The sequence below is a fragment of the Pedobacter sp. Leaf170 genome, from assembly GCF_920984665.1.
GTDB lineage: Bacteria > Bacteroidota > Bacteroidia > Sphingobacteriales > Sphingobacteriaceae > Pedobacter.
In genome coordinates, this window is the sequence record NZ_CAKLBP010000002.1 from 220,985 (window position 1) to 240,602 (window position 19,618).

16 protein-coding genes are annotated in these 19,618 nt (G+C 37.9%); 12 read left to right on the forward strand and 4 right to left on the reverse strand.

Annotated features, from left to right (window positions below):
* Positions 1-53 precede the first annotated feature (53 nt).
* Positions 54-212, reverse strand: a complete 159-nt coding sequence (locus LUA90_RS05970) for a hypothetical protein (protein WP_231458670.1) — start codon at positions 210-212, stop codon at positions 54-56.
* 6 nt (positions 213-218) lie between these two features.
* Positions 219-782 carry a 5-formyltetrahydrofolate cyclo-ligase gene (locus LUA90_RS05975; protein ID WP_231458671.1) on the reverse strand — a complete coding sequence of 188 codons (564 nt, stop codon included), beginning with the start codon at positions 780-782 and terminating at the stop codon, positions 219-221.
* A gap of 158 nt (positions 783-940) precedes the next feature.
* On the opposite strand from LUA90_RS05975, the gene miaB reads away from it, so the two are divergent.
* The 12 genes from miaB (at position 941) to LUA90_RS06035 (ending at position 17,130) form a co-directional block, all read left to right on the forward strand.
* Positions 941-2,356: a tRNA (N6-isopentenyl adenosine(37)-C2)-methylthiotransferase MiaB gene (gene miaB, locus LUA90_RS05980; protein WP_231458672.1), complete on the forward strand. Its 1,416-nt coding sequence runs from the start codon at positions 941-943 to the stop codon at positions 2,354-2,356.
* A gap of 118 nt (positions 2,357-2,474) precedes the next feature.
* Positions 2,475-3,719, forward strand: a complete 1,245-nt coding sequence (locus LUA90_RS05985; protein WP_231458673.1) for a sigma 54-interacting transcriptional regulator — start codon at positions 2,475-2,477, stop codon at positions 3,717-3,719.
* 38 nt (positions 3,720-3,757) lie between these two features.
* Positions 3,758-4,261, forward strand: coding sequence for an LptE family protein (locus LUA90_RS05990; RefSeq protein WP_231458674.1), 504 nt, complete (start codon positions 3,758-3,760; stop codon positions 4,259-4,261).
* A 53-nt stretch (positions 4,262-4,314) separates the two neighbouring features.
* A complete protein-coding gene (locus LUA90_RS05995; protein ID WP_231458675.1) occupies positions 4,315-5,406 on the forward strand; it encodes a hypothetical protein in 1,092 nt (363 codons plus the stop codon).
* Between the two features lie 13 nt (positions 5,407-5,419).
* Positions 5,420-5,776, forward strand: coding sequence for a preprotein translocase subunit SecG (gene secG / locus LUA90_RS06000; protein ID WP_231458676.1), 357 nt, complete (start codon positions 5,420-5,422; stop codon positions 5,774-5,776).
* Positions 5,777-6,229: 453 nt separating this feature from the next.
* On the forward strand, positions 6,230-6,520 hold the full coding sequence (gene groES / locus LUA90_RS06005) for a co-chaperone GroES (protein WP_025141798.1): 291 nt from the start codon (positions 6,230-6,232) through the stop codon (positions 6,518-6,520).
* Between the two features lie 86 nt (positions 6,521-6,606).
* On the forward strand, positions 6,607-8,244 hold the full coding sequence (gene groL / locus LUA90_RS06010) for a chaperonin GroEL (RefSeq protein ID WP_231458677.1): 1,638 nt from the start codon (positions 6,607-6,609) through the stop codon (positions 8,242-8,244).
* A gap of 348 nt (positions 8,245-8,592) precedes the next feature.
* Complete coding sequence (locus LUA90_RS06015; RefSeq protein WP_231490602.1) at positions 8,593-12,843, forward strand: PKD domain-containing protein; 4,251 nt, start codon at positions 8,593-8,595, stop codon at positions 12,841-12,843.
* Entirely contained in the window at positions 12,840-13,865 is a 1,026-nt protein-coding gene (locus tag LUA90_RS06020) for a PorP/SprF family type IX secretion system membrane protein (protein ID WP_231458679.1), read from the forward strand. Before LUA90_RS06015 ends, LUA90_RS06020 begins: the two co-directional genes overlap by 4 nt.
* Before the next feature lie 25 nt (positions 13,866-13,890).
* Positions 13,891-14,550 carry an MgtC/SapB family protein gene (locus tag LUA90_RS06025; RefSeq protein WP_231458680.1) on the forward strand — a complete coding sequence of 220 codons (660 nt, stop codon included), beginning with the start codon at positions 13,891-13,893 and terminating at the stop codon, positions 14,548-14,550.
* 242 nt (positions 14,551-14,792) lie between these two features.
* Positions 14,793-16,220: an L-serine ammonia-lyase gene (locus tag LUA90_RS06030; RefSeq protein ID WP_231458681.1), complete on the forward strand. Its 1,428-nt coding sequence runs from the start codon at positions 14,793-14,795 to the stop codon at positions 16,218-16,220.
* Between the two features lie 328 nt (positions 16,221-16,548).
* Positions 16,549-17,130, forward strand: coding sequence for a DUF5025 domain-containing protein (locus LUA90_RS06035; RefSeq protein WP_231490603.1), 582 nt, complete (start codon positions 16,549-16,551; stop codon positions 17,128-17,130).
* A gap of 152 nt (positions 17,131-17,282) precedes the next feature.
* Here the strand turns inward: LUA90_RS06035 and LUA90_RS06040 are convergent, their stop codons facing one another.
* Entirely contained in the window at positions 17,283-18,194 is a 912-nt protein-coding gene (locus LUA90_RS06040) for an AEC family transporter (RefSeq protein WP_231458683.1), read from the reverse strand.
* Positions 18,195-18,252: 58 nt separating this feature from the next.
* A complete protein-coding gene (locus tag LUA90_RS06045; protein WP_231459249.1) occupies positions 18,253-19,488 on the reverse strand; it encodes a DEAD/DEAH box helicase in 1,236 nt (411 codons plus the stop codon).
* Positions 19,489-19,618: the final 130 nt, after the last annotated feature.

Consider the following 19,618-nt stretch of genomic DNA (forward strand, 5'->3'; position numbering starts at 1 on the left):
AGCCTCTTTAGGATTTCCAATTAAATTGGGAATAACGTCCATTAATAATTCAATTACAAATGCTCCGCCTCATATTTCTCTCCAGCTTTCAGCATCAATTCAATTTGCTTTAAATCTTCAGCGCTAAGCTCTTCTTTTTCCTGCAATTCAAAAACAGCAATCATGTTGTCTTCGTATTGTTTTTCGGTTTTAATTACGATTTCCTGTGGCATGATGTGTTAAATAAATTTGATGGTTTCTGTTGGTGTAATGCAGTAATCTAATTTAATGTCGTATTCGTTTACGTCATCAATTTTATCTATTGCAGGCCTCAAAGATAAGCCTATTTTTTGAGCATTTATATTTTGCAAAAAACGGTCGTAAAATCCTTTACCGTAGCCAACTCGATAACCCATTTTATCAAAAGCTAAAAGCGGAATTAAAACCAAATCAACTTCTCCGTTATAAATGTTTCCTTTCTGAGGTTCTAAAATATTGTAAAGATTTTTTTCTAAATCACTAATTCCCATATATTCATGATTGGTCATTAAAGCAGTTTCAAAATCTGCTTTGGGCACAATAATTTTAATTTCTGGATGATTTTCTGCAAGCCATTCAGTAATTAAAAAGGTATTTGGTTCTTTCTTTTCAATGATTGGCAGGAAAATGTGAATGGTTTTAATTGCGCTAAAATCAAGCAGTTTAAATTGTTGCAACAACAACATGCTCTGCCTTTCACAATCTTCATCACTTAATAATTTCCGCTCTTTTGAGGCTATTTTTCTTATCTCCGATTTAAGCATAATGGCAAATTTAATAATTTTTACCAAGGCCAAAGTTTATGGTTGTAACGGAAATCACTATAAAATAATCACTTTGTAAACATTTAAACTAAATATGTCAATTTGTCACTTTTAATTTTATTTGTGTATTTTTGCAATCCCAAAATGTTTTTAAAGGAATGATTGATTTACAAGTACAGGATAAAACACACGACGAGGCCAGGCAAGGTGAAGCTTTAATTTTAGAAGCCCCAATTAAAGCCGATGCCCGTAAATTATATATTGAAAGTTATGGTTGTGCAATGAATTTCGCCGATAGTGAAATTGTAGCTTCCATTCTTTCAGAAACTGGATTTGAAACCACTGGAGATTATCATCAGGCAGATGTGATTTTCATTAATACTTGTTCAATTCGTGAAAACGCAGAAACAAGGGTAAGAAATCGTCTTTCGCAATTTGGGGTAGAAAAACGCCGTAATCCAAAGTTAATTGTAGGGGTTTTAGGTTGTATGGCAGAACGTTTAAAATCTAAATTTTTAGAAGAAGAACGTTTAGTTGATGTTGTGGTAGGTCCGGATGCTTACCGCGATTTGCCTAACCTTATAGAACAAGTCGAAAGCGGACATAAAGCGGTTAATGTTTTATTATCCCGCGAGGAAACTTATGCCGATATTAGTCCGGTACGTTTAAACAGTAATGGCATTACTGCTTTTATTTCGATTACCCGTGGCTGTAACAATATGTGTTCGTTTTGCGTAGTGCCTTTTACCCGCGGGCGGGAACGCAGCCGCGATGCACACTCGATTATTGAAGAAGCTAGAACACTTTTCGAAGCCGGATACCGTGAAGTTACACTTCTAGGGCAAAACGTAGATTCATATACATGGACATCAGAAGATGGGGCTGAAACGGTAAACTTTGCTCAGCTTTTGGAGCAAACGGCATTGGTTAGTCCCGATTTAAGAGTTCGTTTTTCTACTTCGCACCCTAAAGATATTACCGATGAGGTTTTACATACCATCGCCAAATACGATAACATTTGCAACTATATCCATTTACCGGTGCAATCTGGTAATACCCGTGTTTTGGAGTTAATGAACAGAACTTACACCCGCGAATGGTACATCAATCGAATCGATGCGATTAGAAATATTATTCCTGGTTGTGCAATTTCTACAGATATTATTGCCGGTTTTTGTACCGAAACGGAAGAAGAGCATCAGGAAACGTTAAGCATGATGGATTATGTTCAGTATGATTTTGCATATAACTTCACCTATTCTGAGCGACCAGGAACTTTGGCGGCTCGTAAACTGGAGGATGATATTCCGGAGGATGTTAAAAAGCGCCGCTTAGCTGAGATTTTAGCAAAGCAACAAGCACATTCGTTAATGCGTTTGCAGGAATGGGTTGGTAAAACGGTTCGCGTTTTAATTGAAGGTACATCAAAAAAATCAGATAAAGATTATTGTGGAAGAGGCGATAGCGGAGCGATGGCAATTTTCCCAGCGATAGAAGGCGTTAAACCTGGTCAGTATGCAAATGTTTACATTGAAAGATGTACTTCAGCTACGCTGATAGGAAAGATAGTTTAGTGTTTTCGTCATTGCGAGGCACGAAGCAATCTTAATGCGGTTGCTTTAACCTAATTTGTAAGATTTGCTTCGTGCCTCGAAATGACGGAGTTGGTTTGTTAATACTTGATACTAAAGAATGGATACACAAAATATTAAACAACGATTCGGGATTATTGGTAATTCGCCATTGCTTAATCGTGCCATAGATATTGCCAGTCAGGTTGCGCCAACGGATATGTCGGTTTTAATTACCGGCGAAAGTGGTAGTGGTAAAGAGGTTTTTTCGCAAATTATCCATCAAATGAGTGCCCGCAAGCATGGTGCTTTTATCGCCGTTAATTGCGGGGCCATTCCGGAAGGGACCATAGATTCAGAACTATTCGGACATGAAAAAGGCTCTTTTACAGGAGCTCACGAGGCCCGGAAAGGTTATTTTGAGGTAGCAAACGGCGGTACAATATTTTTAGATGAGGTTGCTGAATTACCACTTGGAACTCAGGCTCGTTTATTAAGAATTTTAGAAAGCGGCGAATATTTACGCGTGGGTTCATCTAAAGTGCAGAAAACCGATGTTCGTATTATTGCAGCAACAAATGTTGATGTTTATAATCGTGTTAAAAACGGAAAATTTCGTGAAGACTTATACTACAGATTAAACACGGTTCCGTTACGAATTCCTGCTTTACAAGAACGTAAAGAAGATATTTATTTACTTTTCAGAAAATTTGCTGCCGATTTCAGCGATAAATATCGTTCGCCAGGTTTGCAGTTAGAGCCCGAGGCAGTTCAGATTTTAACCAATTACAGCTGGCCGGGAAATGTTCGCCAGTTAAAAAATATTGCCGAGCAAATTTGCGTATTAGAAAAAGATAGAAACGTTACCGCACAAGCAATTTTAAACTATATTCCAAATGAAGCCGGCAGCAATTTGCCAATGGCGATAAATGCGCAATCAAAAGAAGATTTTACAGAAAGAGATATTTTGTATAAAGTGCTTTTTGATATGAAGAAGGATATGGTGGAGCTTAAAAAACTGGTTGCTGAGATTATCCAGCATGGCGGAAATACGGCTACTGTTTTGGCTGATAACCCTCAATATATTAATCAGCTTTATAGAGATGTAGAGTTACCGGCCGGCCAAGAACACGCCTTTACCATACAGCACCCGGCGCCAAACAACAACATCAATAACAACAATAATTCTGATTATTTTGCACATGATGCTGAAGAAATTGAAGAATCTTTATCGTTGGTAGATAAGGAATCGGATTTAATTAAGAAAGCATTAAAAAAGCATAAGGGAAAAAGAAAGTTTGCGGCACAGGAGTTAGGAATATCAGAGCGAACGCTTTACAGAAAGATTAAAGAACTAAATTTGTAAAGCCATCATCCATCCTTGTTCAAACTGAATTTATCAAAATGAGAATTAAAATATTTGCACTTTTTTTAACCGCCATCCTAAGCTCATGTGCCTATACATTTAGCGGGGCATCAACCGAAGGTTTAAAAACAGTTACGGTTCGTTTTTTTGAAAATACGGCACCGCTGGTTGTACCTACTTTGAGCCAGAATTTTACAGAGGCATTAAAATCTCGGATAAGAACGCAAACTAAACTGAGCATTACGCCGAATGATGGCGATGCAATATTTGAAGGTAAAATTACAGGTTATGATATTAAACCGGTGGCTTTAACCTCTAGCAGAACACCAACGGCTTCAAACAACCGCTTAACCATTACCATTTCTGTTAAGTACAAAAACAATATTGAAGGCCACGAAAAGGAGAGTTTTGAAGAAAGTTTTACCCGTTTTTTTGACTTCCCTTTGGGTGGGTCTTTGCAAGCCGTACAGCCACAGGCTATAGAGAACATAAATAAACAATTAACCGAAGATATTTTTAACCGTGCCTTTGCGCAGTGGTAGCTAAAAATTTTAAAAATCGACTTCAATTTTTAACTTAGTAGCAAACCTCAACAATGAATAACAAACAGCTTCTTACAGATTTATTGGCTCAACCCGGAAAAGTAAGGAAGACACACGCGTCGGCATTGTTGGATATGTTGGCACAATACCCTTATGCACAGCCTATTCATTTACTTTTAGCAAAAGCTGATGCTGAGTTTGTTCCGAAGGCTGCTTTGTATAGTAATGGCAATGTTTTGTACAATATTTTGCAGGAAGCCGAAGTAGAGGATGAAATTGTTGTTGAAGAAATTGAGCAGCAGCAGAAAATTGAAGATGCAGAAACAACTGCGGCAAAAGTTTTACCTGAGATAGAAACTTTTGAAGCTGAATATATTGAATTAGAAGAGGAGCCTGAGGTTTTTGAAGAAATTGGCGAGGTGCAGACGATTGCAAAACCAATTACTGAAGCTAGTGTTGCTACGCAAATTGCCGAAGAAGAATTTCAAACAGAAATTAAGGATGAAGATTATATTGAAAGTGTAGTTTCTTCTGATTTCTTTGCCTTTGAGAAAAAGTTAAGTACCGATGTGGTTGCTATAGCTCCGGATATTGAAACTGTAATTCCCGATGAGCCTGAAAATAGCTATTTATCAAAATATGATGATGATAAAATGCCGTACACTTTCTTATGGTGGCTTGCTAAAACCAGAAAAGAGCATGAGCAGATATTTCAACCTTATGCACAGCCTAGTGCTGCTGTTGTAAAGCAACCAGAAGTTAAACCTCAACAACAAGCTGCCTTTCAGCAGCAATATGTTGAGCATATTTTTCACATTCAAACACCTTTTGAAGTTGCTGATCATTTGGCTGAATATCCTTCTGCAGAAGTAAAAGATGTTAAAGGTGCTGAAATTATAGAGCGGTTTTTGAAGGAAGACCCAACCATAAAAGCGCCAAAACCAGAACAGATAGATAATGAAAATAAGGCGAAAAAAAGCGCTGAAGACCATTACGACTTAGTTTCGGAAACACTGGCAAAGATTTACATAGAACAAATGCTTTACCACAAGGCCATAGATACTTATAAAAAATTAAGTTTGAAATATCCAGAAAAAAGTGGTTACTTTGCCGACCTTATCCAATCTATAGAAAAGAAATTATAAAATATATTTTATCATGATAACCCTTTTAATCATTTTATTAATCGTTGCGTGTGTAGCTTTAGGCTTATTTGTTTTAGTACAAAACCCTAAAGGTGGTGGTTTAGCAACAGGTGGAGGTACCAGCAATATGTTTGGTGTGCAACGTACAGGCGATGTTTTAGAAAAAGGATCGTGGATTTTGTTAGCCGTTATTGTTGTTTTAACATTAGGTATTACTACTATAGGGAAATCAGGCGGCTCAGCAGCAACTGGCAACACAGAATTACAGGAACGTTTAAACAAAATGCCTACACCTTCTCCAATTGGTGGTGGCGCAACTAAAAGTGCAACTCCGGTTGCTCCTGCTCCGGCAGATACAACTAAGAAATAGTTTAAGCAAACAAAGTATTTTAAAAAGCTTTCCTCAAAAGGGAAAGCTTTTTTCGTTAAAATACAATTATATTCTTCTAAAGATAAGTTGGTTATAACTAAAGGCTATGAACACAAATTCCCCTGATAAATTTTTATAAAGCATATGCAATTCACTGCAGGCTGCTTTAGCTGCCTGTTTTTATGTGGCAATACGGCTTCAGCCAAATAACGTTTACCTAAATCCAATTGCAGCGAAAAGCTGAGCCAACCCGAACCAAAATGCAACCGATGTTCTTTCCCAAATCATAATTAACTGCGAATTTTTTTCATAAGCTCTGCCAAGCTGACACGCAACACTCTGTATTGGTTTGAAAAATTGGCAAATTTGTCCCTAGATGCTGCTTGGCATAATAAGTGTTAATTGTATGCTTAGTTAAAAAACTTAAATCAAAATAAAAAATTAATAAAAGTTATGGCGTTAAACCTAAAACCAATTGCTGGCAGTTCGAACAGAGTTATTGTTGAACCAGCTGCGGCAGAAGAAAAAACTGCATCGGGTTTGTATATCCCTGATACTGCAAAAGAAAAACCATCTAAAGGAACTGTAGTTTCTGTTTCTGAAGAAGATTCTGAAGGTAAAAAAGCTAGTGTAAAAGTTGGCGATGTTGTAATTTATGGTAAATACGGTGGTACCGAATTCCCTTACGAAGGTAAAGATTACCTAATTATGCGTGAAACTGATATCTACGCTGTTGTAGGATAATTATAAGTTAAAATTAGAAAGTTAAAAGTTGAAAGATGACGCGATTAAAATGATCGTAAATCATAATTCTAAAATCTTAAATCAAAATGTCAAAACAAGTAAAATATAACGTGGAAGCACGCGACGCCCTGAAACGTGGTGTTGATATCTTAGCTAATGCAGTAAAAGTAACTTTAGGTCCGAAAGGCCGTAATGTTATTATCGATAAAAAATTCGGTTCTCCGGCTATCACTAAAGATGGTGTTACGGTTGCTAAAGAAATCGAATTGAAAGATGCGGTTGAAAACATGGGTGCACAAATGGTTAAAGAAGTAGCTTCAAAAACAGCCGATATTGCTGGTGATGGAACTACAACTGCAACAGTTTTGGCTCAGGCAATTATTACAACAGGTATTAAAAACGTTGCTGCGGGTGCAAATCCAATGGATTTAAAACGCGGTATCGATAAAGCTGTTGCTGCTGTTGTGGCTAACTTAAGAGAGCAATCTCAAACAGTTGGTGAAGACAATAACAAAATTAAACAAGTTGCATCTATCTCCGCAAATAACGATGAGGTTATCGGTTCGTTAATTGCTGAGGCAATGAGTAAAGTTGGTAAAGATGGTGTAATAACTGTTGAAGAAGCAAAAGGTACTGAAACTGAGGTTAAAACAGTTGAAGGTATGCAATTCGACAGAGGTTATTTATCTCCGTACTTTGTTACCAATGCAGATAAAATGGAAGCTGAATTAGATAATCCTTACATTTTAATCTACGACAAAAAAATCAGCAACATGAAAGAATTGTTGCCGGTTTTAGAAAAAACTGTTCAAACTGGTAAGCCTTTAGTTATTATTTCTGAAGATTTAGATGGCGAAGCTTTAGCTACTTTAGTAGTTAACAAAATCCGTGGTTCGTTAAAAGTTGTTGCGGTTAAAGCTCCAGGTTTTGGTGATAGAAGAAAAGCAATGTTAGAAGACATCGCTATCTTAACTGGTGGTATCGTTGTATCGGAAGAAAGAGGTTATAAATTAGAAAATGCTGATTTAACTTACTTAGGTTCTGCTGAAAAAGTTGTTGTTGATAAAGACAATACCACTGTAATTAATGGTGCCGGTAACTCAGAAGATATTAAATCTCGTGTTAGCCAAATTAAAGCTCAAATCGAAACAACTACATCTGATTACGATAAAGAAAAATTACAAGAGCGCTTAGCTAAATTAGCTGGCGGTGTTGCTGTTCTTTATGTAGGTGCAGCTAGTGAAGTTGAAATGAAAGAGAAAAAAGACCGTGTTGATGATGCTTTACACGCAACTCGTGCAGCTGTAGAAGAAGGTATTGTTGCAGGTGGTGGTGTTGCCTTCATCCGTGCGGTAGCATCTTTAGCTGATTTAAAAGGCAGCAACGAAGATGAGAATACTGGTATTCAAATTATTCGTCGTGCAATTGAAGAGCCATTACGTCAAATTTGCGAAAACGCAGGTATTGAAGGTTCTATTGTAGTACAAAAAGTAAAAGAAGGTACTGCAGATTTTGGTTACAATGCTCGTACTGATGTTTACGAAAACTTAATTGGTGCTGGTGTTATCGACCCAACTAAAGTTTCTCGTGTAGCTTTAGAAAATGCGGCATCTATTGCAGCTATGTTATTAACAACAGAAGTTGTTTTGGCAGACGAGCCTGAAGAAGGTGGTGCAGCAGCTCATCCTCCAATGGGTGGCGGCGGCATGGGCGGCATGATGTAACAAAAATTGAAAGAGAAAAGTTGAAGGTTGCAAGTATTGCAAAAAACTTTAAACTTTTACATTATAGAAATCCCTCAGAACTTTAGTTTTGAGGGATTTTTTTATTTAAAAATCTCTTGAAATGCATTTGGAAGGGTTTTGATAGCTAATTACTTGGCTTTCGTGTAAAATTTTAGATAGATCGATACGGATTAGATAGATTTGAACTGTAAAAACTATTGAAGATTATCCCTATCGAACAAAATTTTACCAAACAAACTGATTTAACATAAGTCTTAGCGGCGCTATCAATTTGTCGTGCTTTTTTGTGAAGGAATTTCTTTAATAATCCCCTATTATTAAAGATTTATGAAAATTTGGTGTAAACAAATTACAGTTGCTGTATTTGTTTTCTCGACATTGTTATTTGTTGCTTTAAATGCATCTGCACAATTAACTGTGAGCGGTGTGGACGCTGGCCCATATACCCCCGGGAGTACTATTGCTGTTCCGTTTACCATCGGCAATGCATCATGCATCTCAACAACGAACGTTTTTGAGCTTTATCTTTCTGATTCGAATGGTAGTTTCGCTTCTGAACGAAGAATTGGAACATACACCGGATTTTATAGTACTTATGTAAATGGAATAATTCCTGCAAATACACCTGTTGGAACTGGTTATAAGGTTAGAGTTAAATCAACTGCACCAGCCGATGTTAGTGCAGAGTCTGCTGCGTTTGAAGTAAAAGCTGGCACACCCGTTAGGGCTGAAGTTTTATCTACAACACTAAATACACCTGCCGGGCAAGAGGCTTTTGGTCCTTGTATTACCAGAGCAAATTACGAACTTGCCCTTTCAAGTAATTCATCTGCAAATGCTACTGTTAATGCAAGTATTAAAAATGAAATAACTGGAGTTACAACGTCCGTAAGTTTGAATACACCTCAAACATTTACCGCACAACTGGCTCACTACACTATTTTTGCAAAGGCCACCATGCCCGATGGAACTGTTGGAACCAAAGCTTATTTTATCATCAATAACCAAGCTACAACTGCATTTGCTACAATAAATAATAATCCGGTTTGTTTACCGCTGGCTTCCTATCAATTTAATGTTGATTTAACTGCAAGTGGAATCTTAAATAATTTTCCGGGTGATAAATATGTTATTAATTGGGGCGATGGTACCTCAACCACTTATACTTATTGTGATATTTTTAAGGCTGGCGGTAAGGTTGGACATGATTATACTACTTCTTCTTGTGGTCGGGTATCGAATACAGCTTCGGGGCCGATTTACAATGCATTTACTGTATCCATTAGGGTAGCTAATGATTTCTGTGGAAACCTTGGCGACCCATTAAGTGCTTATGCAAAGGTTGTAATTAAGCCTATCAATTCATTTAGTTTTGTAAGTCCGGCATGTACAAATACTGAGATAACTTTTGAGAATACATCTCAATTAGGAGAAAATCCGAACACCACCTCTGCTGGTTGCGAGCCAAATAATGTACTTTATAACTGGTATGTTGATGGAGTACTTGTTCAGGCAAATAAATCACGATCTTATAATTTTGTTCACAAGTTTCTTACTCGTGGAATACATAAAGTTAGATTAATTTCTGTAAGTTCTGGAGCATGTGACGCAGATCCTGTGGAGCAGGAAATCTGTATTCAAGATCCGCCTAAACCCTTATTTACTTTACCTAGTACTACAGTTTGTGCACCTAGCATTCTTACACCTGTGAATACATCTGAAATTGATAATACTTGTAACGCAGTACCAACGTATTTATGGACCGTTACGCCTGCGATTACTTTTTCTGGTGGTACAACAGCAGCTAGTAAAGATCCTATTTTTAATTTCAATACTGCCGGAATTTATACAATCACCTTAAGTGTCTCAAGCGGCGCTTGTGGCGCTGTTGTGTCTGCCCCTCAAACCGTAATTGTTCAAGGTGCGGACGCAGGGCTTGACCAAAATATATGTGTAGGTTCTACAGCAATATTGGCAGGAAATAACGAGGCTGGTTTATGGACACAAACTGCAGGACCGACAGTAACTATTTCCAACCCAACTCAATATAATACTACAGTCGCAGACTTATCACCAGGAAATAATTATGGATTTAGATGGACGCTTTCCGGAGGACTATGCCCAGGAAGTTACGATGATGTAGTGATTAGCTACCCTACAGCCATTGTAAATACAATAAGTTTAAGCTCAACAACAGTTTGTTCAGGGCAAAGCATTACAGTAGTTGGTTCAACGCCTATCGGTGGAACCGGAACTTATACTTATCAATGGCAAAGCAGTGCCGATGGAATAACCTGGGCTAATTTGCCTGGAAAAAACACAAAAGATTTGACAATTTCAGTAAGTTCTAAAATACAATTCAGAAGAGTGATTACAAGCGGTTCTTGTTCCTCAGAAAGTAATTTAATAGAACTGGATGTTTTACCAGCCATCACAAATAACACCATTTCTGCTGACCAAACGATTTGCACTGGAACTCCAGTAAATGCTTTAACAGGTACCTTACCATCAGGCGCTGATGGAACTTTCAATTATCAATGGCAATCGAGTTTTAACGGAACAACCTGGACAGACGTTGCCGGTGCGACAGCCAAGGATTATACGCCGCCTCAGCCAACAGTGAGCATCCGCTACAGAAGATTAGTTACCAGCGGTGCTTGTTCAGGTGGCTCAGCAAATATTAGCAATATTGTAGCGATAACGGTTAATCAGAACGCAAAGGCTGAGATTATTTACACTACTGCAATTGGTTGTGCGCCATTTGCTTTAACCCCTGCAATTATTCAAGCCGGCCTTTATCCCGGAAGGAATGCAACATACACCTGGTTTGCAAACGATGTGCAAATTGGAACTGGAGCAGTTTTTCCAGGTTATACCATCACCAACAGCAATGAAAAGATAGATATTAAACTGGTTGTAATAAGCCCAACTGGTTGTTTAGGAGATGAAATTTCGCAATCCTTTACAACAAGAGATAACATAACGGTTTCTTACACTCAAGATAAAACGGCTGCATGCGGACCGTTTAGTGTAAACTTTGTAAACACATCATCAGATTTAACTGGTTCTACATTCTTTTGGGATTTTGGTAATGGTACCACCTCAAATCTGGCCAATCCTCCAAGAATTGATTATCGTTCAGACCCGGATGGAAATGACATCACTTATACGGTAACCTTAAAAGCAACAACGCCTTGCGGAGAAATTACCAAAACATCAACGGTGTTAGTAAAAGCGGCAGCTGTTTCTGTTTTTTCACCAGATAAAACTTCGGGCTGCTCGCCTTTTACAACTTCATTTAGCAATACATCGCCCGGAAATTATACCAGTTTTACATACGATTTTGGTGATGGAAGCCCTTTGTTAACGGTTTCAGATAAAAATAAAGTTACACATACCTACACAACAATCGCAGTTACAGATTACGTTGTAAAAATGACTGCCGTAAATGATTGCGGCGCTAGTGTATCTCAATATACAATAAGAGTTTCACCAAACAACATAACACCCGAATTGGTGGTTAATGCTACTCAGTTAAAAGGTTGTGCACCGCATACAGTAGATTTTTATAACAATACCAAAGGTGCAAGTACATTTTATTACAACTTTGGCGATGGCAGTTCTGCGCTAACAAGTTCATCGCCCGAAATGGTTGCCCATACTTTTACCAAACCCGGCACTTATCTGGTTACCTTATACACTTCAAACGATTGTTCTATAAATTATACCAACGAAACAATTGTTGTGCTTGAACAGCCTACCGTAAGCTTTACATCAGATAAAACCGTGGGCTGTGATGGAACGCTGGTGAAATTTAAAAACAACAGCGTAAATGGCATAAGTTTTCTGTGGGATTTTGGTGATGGCACAACATCTACCCAAATCGAACCTGAACACACTTACAGAGGTAACGGCATCAATTACACCGTTAGCCTAACTGCTACAAATACCTTAGGCTGTAAAAACACCTCCGTTTTAACTAATTATATCCAGTTGGTTAATCCTCCACAATCAAATTTTACGGTGTTGCCGGGTAATGAGCTTTCTATCCCTAACTATACTTTCAATTTCAGAGATGCAAGTATTAATGGTGCCGGAAGTTGGGAATGGACTTTTGGTGATGGTTCGAAATCTACCCTTCAAAACCCAACACATACGTATAGCAATGTAGGTGAATACATCGTTACGCTTAAAATTATCAATAAAGAAGGATGTTCGGCTACCTCAATGCAAATGGTTAGGGTAATTGGTGTTCCGGGAACTCTGCAAGTGCCAAACTCTTTTATGCCTGCCAGTGCTAAAAATGAATTAAGAACTTTTAAAGCAAAAGGAAGAGGAATTGATACCTGGAAAATGACCGTTTTTAATAAATGGGGACAAGCCTTGTGGGAAACCACAAAACTTGATGATGGGGCACCATCAGAAGGATGGGATGGAACTTTTAACGGTCAGGAGCAACCACAGGGTGTATATTTTTGGAAAATTGAAGTAAAATTTATTAATGGTAGCGATTGGAAAGGAATGACTTACGACAACTCGGCACCAAGAAAAACCGGAACAATATATTTAATAAGATGATGAAGCGCAGTTGGATTAACGTAGTTATATTGTTTATCGGCCTACCTTTTTTTAGTAGAGGGCAAGACCACATTTACAGCCAGTTTTATAATTCTCCTATTTACTTAAATCCCGCGTTAACCGGGCAGTTTGAGGGCGATGTTCGTTTCAACGCATTATACCGCAATCAGTGGACGGGTCTTTCTGGCGATTTTTCTTACATGAGCGCATCGGCCGATTTAAACCTTCAGAAACTAAATAGTGGCGTTGGAATAATTTTTAACCGAAGTAGCGAAGGAACTGCTTATCTGCAAAAAAACAATATTGCCTTAAGTTACTCTTACATTATTGGCGGCGAGGATTTCACACTTTCCTTCGGTTTGCAAGGTGGTATAACCAACCAAAAGCTAAATTGGGATAAATTGGTTTTTGGCGATCAGATCGACATCAATGCCGGAATTATTCCAGGCGGAATTTCTGGTGCTGAAAGGCCAAATGTAGATAGCCGTTTTTATTTTGATGCCGCCGCTGGCGGAAACATCGTTTATAAAAATTTTATGCTTGGTTTGGGCGTTCACCATTTAAATCGGCCAGATGAATCACTTGCAGGCTACCAAGCCAGGTTGCCGATGCGATATTCTGCTAATATGAGCTACAAATTGGCAATTATCCCGGATAGGTACGACCGCGATGGCGCATACTTAATTCCTTCCATAGTTGCTTATCGCCAGCAAAATGTGATGTCGTTTAGTTTAGGTACGCAGTTTAAATATGCTGGCGTAAACGCTGGAGTTTGGTATAGAAATGATGGCGGAACCAATGGCAATGATGCGATTGTGTTTTCCGTAATATTCGATATTTTTAATAGAAGAACCAATGGTGAAAAATTTCGGATTGGCTTAAGCCATGATGCAACAACATCAAAGCTAAATTACACCAACACAGGTGGAACATCAGAAATTGGTGTAGGTTACGAAAAATATTGGTCTAATAGTTCTAATTATGGCCGTGCAAATGGATTAAGATGTTATGATTTTTATTAATTTGCCCTAACATTTAGGCAAAGCGATGAATGAACTAATCGAAAACCAGCATTTTATTACGCAAAGTGAAGTCAATAAATTCTTGCTGGCAACCTTATTGTGTGGCTTAATAGGCGCCGAAAGAGAGTATAGAAGCAAATCTGCTGGTTTGAAAACCATGATGATGATTGGGCTGGGTTCTACGCTATTTACCATTCTCTCTATAAAAATTGGATTAAGCAGTCATGATCGTATTGCATCAAATATTGTTACCGGAATTGGTTTTTTAGGCGCTGGTGTAATTTTTAAAGAAGAGAATAGGGTTAAGGGCTTAACAACTGCTTGCATAATCTGGATTGTGGCTGCAATAGGAATGGCCATAGGTTCAGGATTTTATGAACAAGCCATTGGCGTAACAGGAGTGGTTTTATTCGCCTTAATTGTATTTCCTTTTTTAGAAGAAATTGGCGATAGACGCTTTACCAAACGCTTTTATAGGATTGTAAAAAAGCAACAGGCTTACGGCGATTTTGAGAGTTATGAAAAAGTATTTAAAGAGAACAAATTAAAACCGCAACGCGGAAAACATCAACTTATCAATAATATAATTACTGGCAACTGGACTGCAACCGGAACGCCTAAAAATCACCAGAAATTTGTAGAGCAAATGTTAACCGACAAAGAAATTATAGAGTTTGATTTTTAAAATTCGAAAAAAAATCTGTCTTCTGAGTTTGTAGAGCAACTTTCTTTTCGTCAACTACCATTGTTTCCGACCATTTATCATGCCATGGCGTTTTAAAAGCCATTTAGAGTTTTTAAAATGTCAATCAATATAAATTATTTAGATTATTTGCCAAAATTAATTTCTCTAAAATCTTAAAAACAATCATAGCTTTGTACTAACAGATTCATCCCTAAATTGATAATCTGTAACTAACCCAATTCATGATAAAAGAACAAATTTCAGTTTTTGATATTTTTAAAATCGGCATCGGTCCATCAAGCTCACATACGCTTGGTCCGTGGCGGGCGGCTCAACAATTTACGGCTTCGTTAAAAGAAAATAACCTGCTCAATAATGTTGAAACCATAAAAATATTGCTCTATGGCTCGCTTGCAAAAACAGGTGTTGGGCATGGAACTGATGTTGCCATTGTATTAGGTTTAACCGGTGCAGATCCGGTAACTTTTGATGTTGATGCGGTTACGCCAACGTTTGAAAGCATTAAAAGGGATAAGAAACTGAATTTAGCAGGAGATATCGTAATTGATTTTAATTTCGAAAACGATCTTCTTTTTCTATTTGCAGAAAGTTTGCCTTTCCACCCCAATGCGGTAACATTTCAGGCACTTTTAAAAAATGGTAAAGCTTTTTCCGAAACCTATTATTCAATTGGTGGCGGTTTTGTAGTAAAGGAAGGCGAAGATAATAGCCAAAAACCTCAGGTAGATTTGCCTTTTCCGGTAGAGAAAGCAAAAGATTTACTGCATTGGTGTTTATCAACAGGATTAAAAGTTAGTGAAATTGTAATGGAAAACGAGCTGGCTTGGCGACCAGAAGCCACGACTAAAGCCGGTATTTTACAACACTTCCAGGTAATGAGGGATTGCATTTATCGTGGTTGCCACACCACTGGGTTTTTACCTGGCGGTTTAGATGTTGCCCGTAGAGCTTTTCCATTAAATAAGAGATTAATTAACAAAGCAGAATATACAAATTACGATACCTGGGTAGATGCCATCAGAAAAGGCGGAAACGGATTTAACTATATTTTAGATTGGGTTAGCTGCTTTGCGTTAGCGGTTAACGAAGAAAATGCATCTTTCGGTCGCGTGGTTACCGCACCAACTAATGGCGCTGCGGGTGTAATTCCTGCGGTTTTGCAATATTTTATTGTTTTTTGCCATGGCTACTCTGAAGAAAAAATTACCCAGTTTATTGCCTGTGCTTCAGAAATTGGCAGCATTTTCAAAAAAGGCGCAACCATTTCCGCGGCTATGGGTGGTTGCCAGGCAGAAATTGGTGTATCATCGGCAATGGCTGCTGCCGCTTTAACCGAGTGTTTGGGCGGTTCTCAGCGTCAGGTTTTAATGGCTGCCGAAATTGCGATGGAGCATCATTTAGGTTTAACCTGCGATCCTATCGGCGGTTTGGTTCAGATTCCTTGCATCGAGCGCAATACGATGGGCGCTATTAAGGCCATAACGGCGAGTCAGTTGGCTTTGCAAAGCAATCCCGATAAAGCAAAAGTAAGTTTGGATGCCGTTGTAAACACCATGTGGGAAACCGCTTTGGATATGAACGCAAAATACAAGGAAACTTCTGATGGTGGTTTGGCGACTAATATCCCGATTAGCTTGCCGGAATGTTAAACCAATACTTTTAATTTGTAGCGCAATTTTGGTGCTTTTCGGGTACATTCTTCCCGCCAATGCTGCCTGCCTACCGAAGGCAGGCAATCTTTTGGTTATAGTTTTGCGTTTTTTTAAGGTAAATGCTACCAAAAGTATTTCCGCGAATGTCGGGGCTATAAAACACAAACAGTAGCGTTTAGGCTGGTTTTCTTATCACGATTTCTAGCGTAGTAGAGTTGAAACTCTCGATGCTGGGCTTTGCCCAAGCGTGCAACATAAAAATGACTTGAAACTAACTGAGATTTGTATTTTGTGGTAATGCCATATGTCTCTATATTTGATTCCTATGATTATACGTAAATCTATTCTCGCTTTTCTAGTCTCAGTACTCCTTATTTCTTGTAAAAAGGAAAACACTGAAAATCAAGTTAAAGAGCCATACATTCAATATTTTATGGCAGATTTAGCAGGTAAACCTCTTGATATAAAAGGTTCACTTTCATCCAATAGAGATTTATTTCGTGGCTGCTTGACCAGAATTGGATACGGTAACGGCACTTCTAAAGAAATGTATACTGTAAGTGTTCAGGTGCCCAAAACAATATTAGGTACTACAATAGATTCCAAACTTCAGTTTCAATTATTTGATGTTCAGGAAAAAGAATATTTATTAACCAGCAATAGAGCCTTTCAAGAAGATTTTTCAACTCATATTTATTTGGTCACCAATTTAGGTATGCCTAATTCGAAAATATATACTACTTTCGATAATAAACTACCATTTAAAATTTCAATTTTAAAATATGAAAAACCTAATGATGGTAGTATTCCATTTGTAGGAGGTAAGTTAACAGGTGTGCTTTATAATACTACAGATTTACAGGATTCAATAATTATTAAGAATGGTGCATTTGATGTTAGATTTTAAAAGTAAAGGCTAGTTCGGTTTTTATGCACAAACCTTTGTTCATAAACCTGATATAAATGGAAAGCACGCAAGCGAGGCACGAGTGCGGACTTGAAATGTTAGCAGGACTACAGACCGCCAAGTGAATTTACCGTTCCTTTTCAACAAAGGAATTAAAATAAGTTTGTGTGCGTTAAAATGAACCACCACAAGCCTGTAGTAAGAAAGGAAAGCAAAATTCCAATTCCCACAACTAAATTTGAAACCTTTGGGTTTAAATTATATTGATCGGCAACTAATCCGGCGGTTAACAATGTTGGCATTGCCATTTCAAAAATGGTGATTTTGGCAATCATGCCATTCAAGCCGAATAACAAAGCAATTGCTAAAACCGAAAGTGGCGCTAAAATAAGTTTGTAAAAAAGAGCAAAGCTAATGTGTTTGATTTCGCTAAACCAACCACCAAATTTTAGCTGCAAACCAATTGAAAATAAAGCTAACGGACCAACAGTTCCAGCTAATTTATCAAATAGCACATCAAAGGAAGATAAATCTAAATATCGAGGTAAAATTAACGCCAATACGCAACCAATAAGCGGAGGGAAAGTGAGCACTTTTTTGAATACCAATTTTGCACTCAGTTCTTGCTGCTGTGAAGACCGGATGGCAACAATAATGCCTATGGTGGAAAGTAGTGTAAACGTAATTTGGTCGCAAATGATGGCAATGGCTAGTTCCTTTTCGCTGAAATAAGCAATTATTAGAGGGAAACCAATAAACGAAGTATTACTTAAAGAACTAACCAACTTTAAACCACCGGAAGTTGCCCTACTATTTTTACTTAATTTACTGTAAACAGTGATGAATAACCAACCAAATAACCAAACGCATATTGGCGCAAGGGCGGGGAAAAGTAATGCTTTAGTCCAGGTAATGTGCGGTAAATATTTAAATGAAACCGCCGGAAGCGCGATATAAATTATCCATGCATTTATGCCTTTATGGGCATCTCTTGGCAAAGTTTTACTTTTCCTAAAAAGAATACCTGCCAGGATACATAAACCGATTAGAATAAAGTTTGCCATTTAATGCTAATTGATGGATAAAAAGAAAACGCCAATAAATTTCATTGGCGTTTTAATATTATGTGGTTGGGTTACTAGGTTTTGGTTTCTTTTTATGCCAAACCTTTTTCTTGCCATTATTTCTAGGGTGTTGTGGTCTTTTTTCTTCCACATGCGTTATTTCCATGCTTGCGATGTGCTCTGGCAAAACCATCCGTGGAACTTCTTTTTCAATCAGTTTTTCTATATTATCGAACTTGCGTTTATCTTTTCCGTTAACCAAAGTAATGGCGGTTCCTTTAGTCGCCGCTCTTGCTGTTCTTCCAATTCGGTGTACATAATCTGCCGGGTCGCCTGGTACATCATAATTGATAACCAAATCTACGCCTTCAACATCAATACCACGAGATAAAACATCAGTACCTATGATAATTGGAAGTCTTTTGTTTTTAAAGGCAAGCAAAATGTCTTCACGCTCTTTTTGATCTAAATCAGAGTGAAAAGCTTCAGCCTGGATTTTTAAACCTTTAAAAGTTTTGTATAAAGCCTTAACCTTATCTTTTGTAGAGGCAAAAATAATGGCGCTTTTATAGGTATCATCCTTAAAAATATCAGTTAATAAAGCCTGCTTTTGCTGGTCGTGAATGTTGTAAGCTTGTTGTGTAATACCTTCGGCAGGTTTGGCAATTGATATGGTAATTTGCTGCGGATTATTTAAAATGCTACCGGCCATTTTTCTAATCTTTGGAGCCATGGTAGCCGAAAACAATAGGGTTTGTCTTTTTTGCGGCAGGTAACTTACAATACGCATAATGTCATCGTAAAAACCCATATCCAGCATTCTATCAGCTTCATCTAATATTAAATGTTGCAAATGCTGTAGTTTTAAAACTCCTGAGGATAAATGTGCCATTAAGCGACCTGGCGTTGCTATTATAATATCAACACCATCACGCATGGAGCGTTTTTGTTGCTCGTAAGCCATGCCATCGCCACCACCATAAACCGCTAAAGAGCTAATATTTGTGAAATAAGCAAGTGCTTCTACCTGTAAATCAATTTGCTGGGCAAGCTCTCTGGTTGGCGCTAAAATTAAAGTATTGTTGTGTCTATCGGCAGCACGACTAATTTTATCCATTACCGGTAAAAGGTAACTTGCAGTTTTTCCGGTACCGGTTTGGGCACAGGCAATTAAGTCGTGATTATCTAAAATTACAGGAATGGCTTGTTCTTGTATTGGTGTAGCGCTTTTATACCCCATTGCCATAAGGCCTTCATGTAAGTCGGGGCTAAAGTTAAAGTCGTTAAAATTCAATCTTTTATGTTTATGTATTTTAGCAAAAGTACCTGAAAATATGGCTAATAGCAAGCAAGATTTAAACATCACCTTGTGAAATAGTGATTTATGAAAATCAGGTTATAAAAAAACCTCAAGTTTTGGCTTG

Bases quoted from the DNA above. Each gene is read 5' to 3' on its own strand.
- LUA90_RS06015 (WP_231490602.1), top strand. From the start codon at position 8,593: ATGAAAATTTGGTGTAAACAAATTACAGTTGCTGTATTTGTTTTCTCG.
- LUA90_RS05995 (WP_231458675.1), top strand. From the start codon at position 4,315: ATGAATAACAAACAGCTTCTTACAGATTTATTGGCTCAACCCGGAAAA.
- LUA90_RS06030 (WP_231458681.1), top strand. From the start codon at position 14,793: ATGATAAAAGAACAAATTTCAGTTTTTGATATTTTTAAAATCGGCATC.
- LUA90_RS05985 (WP_231458673.1), top strand. From the start codon at position 2,475: ATGGATACACAAAATATTAAACAACGATTCGGGATTATTGGTAATTCG.
- secG (WP_231458676.1), top strand. From the start codon at position 5,420: ATGATAACCCTTTTAATCATTTTATTAATCGTTGCGTGTGTAGCTTTA.
- LUA90_RS06025 (WP_231458680.1), top strand. From the start codon at position 13,891: ATGAATGAACTAATCGAAAACCAGCATTTTATTACGCAAAGTGAAGTC.
- LUA90_RS05990 (WP_231458674.1), top strand. From the start codon at position 3,758: ATGAGAATTAAAATATTTGCACTTTTTTTAACCGCCATCCTAAGCTCA.
- miaB (WP_231458672.1), top strand. From the start codon at position 941: ATGATTGATTTACAAGTACAGGATAAAACACACGACGAGGCCAGGCAA.
- groL (WP_231458677.1), top strand. From the start codon at position 6,607: ATGTCAAAACAAGTAAAATATAACGTGGAAGCACGCGACGCCCTGAAA.
- LUA90_RS06035 (WP_231490603.1), top strand. From the start codon at position 16,549: ATGATTATACGTAAATCTATTCTCGCTTTTCTAGTCTCAGTACTCCTT.
- LUA90_RS06020 (WP_231458679.1), top strand. From the start codon at position 12,840: ATGATGAAGCGCAGTTGGATTAACGTAGTTATATTGTTTATCGGCCTA.
- LUA90_RS06040 (WP_231458683.1), bottom strand. From the start codon at position 18,194: ATGGCAAACTTTATTCTAATCGGTTTATGTATCCTGGCAGGTATTCTT.
- LUA90_RS05975 (WP_231458671.1), bottom strand. From the start codon at position 782: ATGCTTAAATCGGAGATAAGAAAAATAGCCTCAAAAGAGCGGAAATTA.
- LUA90_RS05970 (WP_231458670.1), bottom strand. From the start codon at position 212: ATGCCACAGGAAATCGTAATTAAAACCGAAAAACAATACGAAGACAAC.
- groES (WP_025141798.1), top strand. From the start codon at position 6,230: ATGGCGTTAAACCTAAAACCAATTGCTGGCAGTTCGAACAGAGTTATT.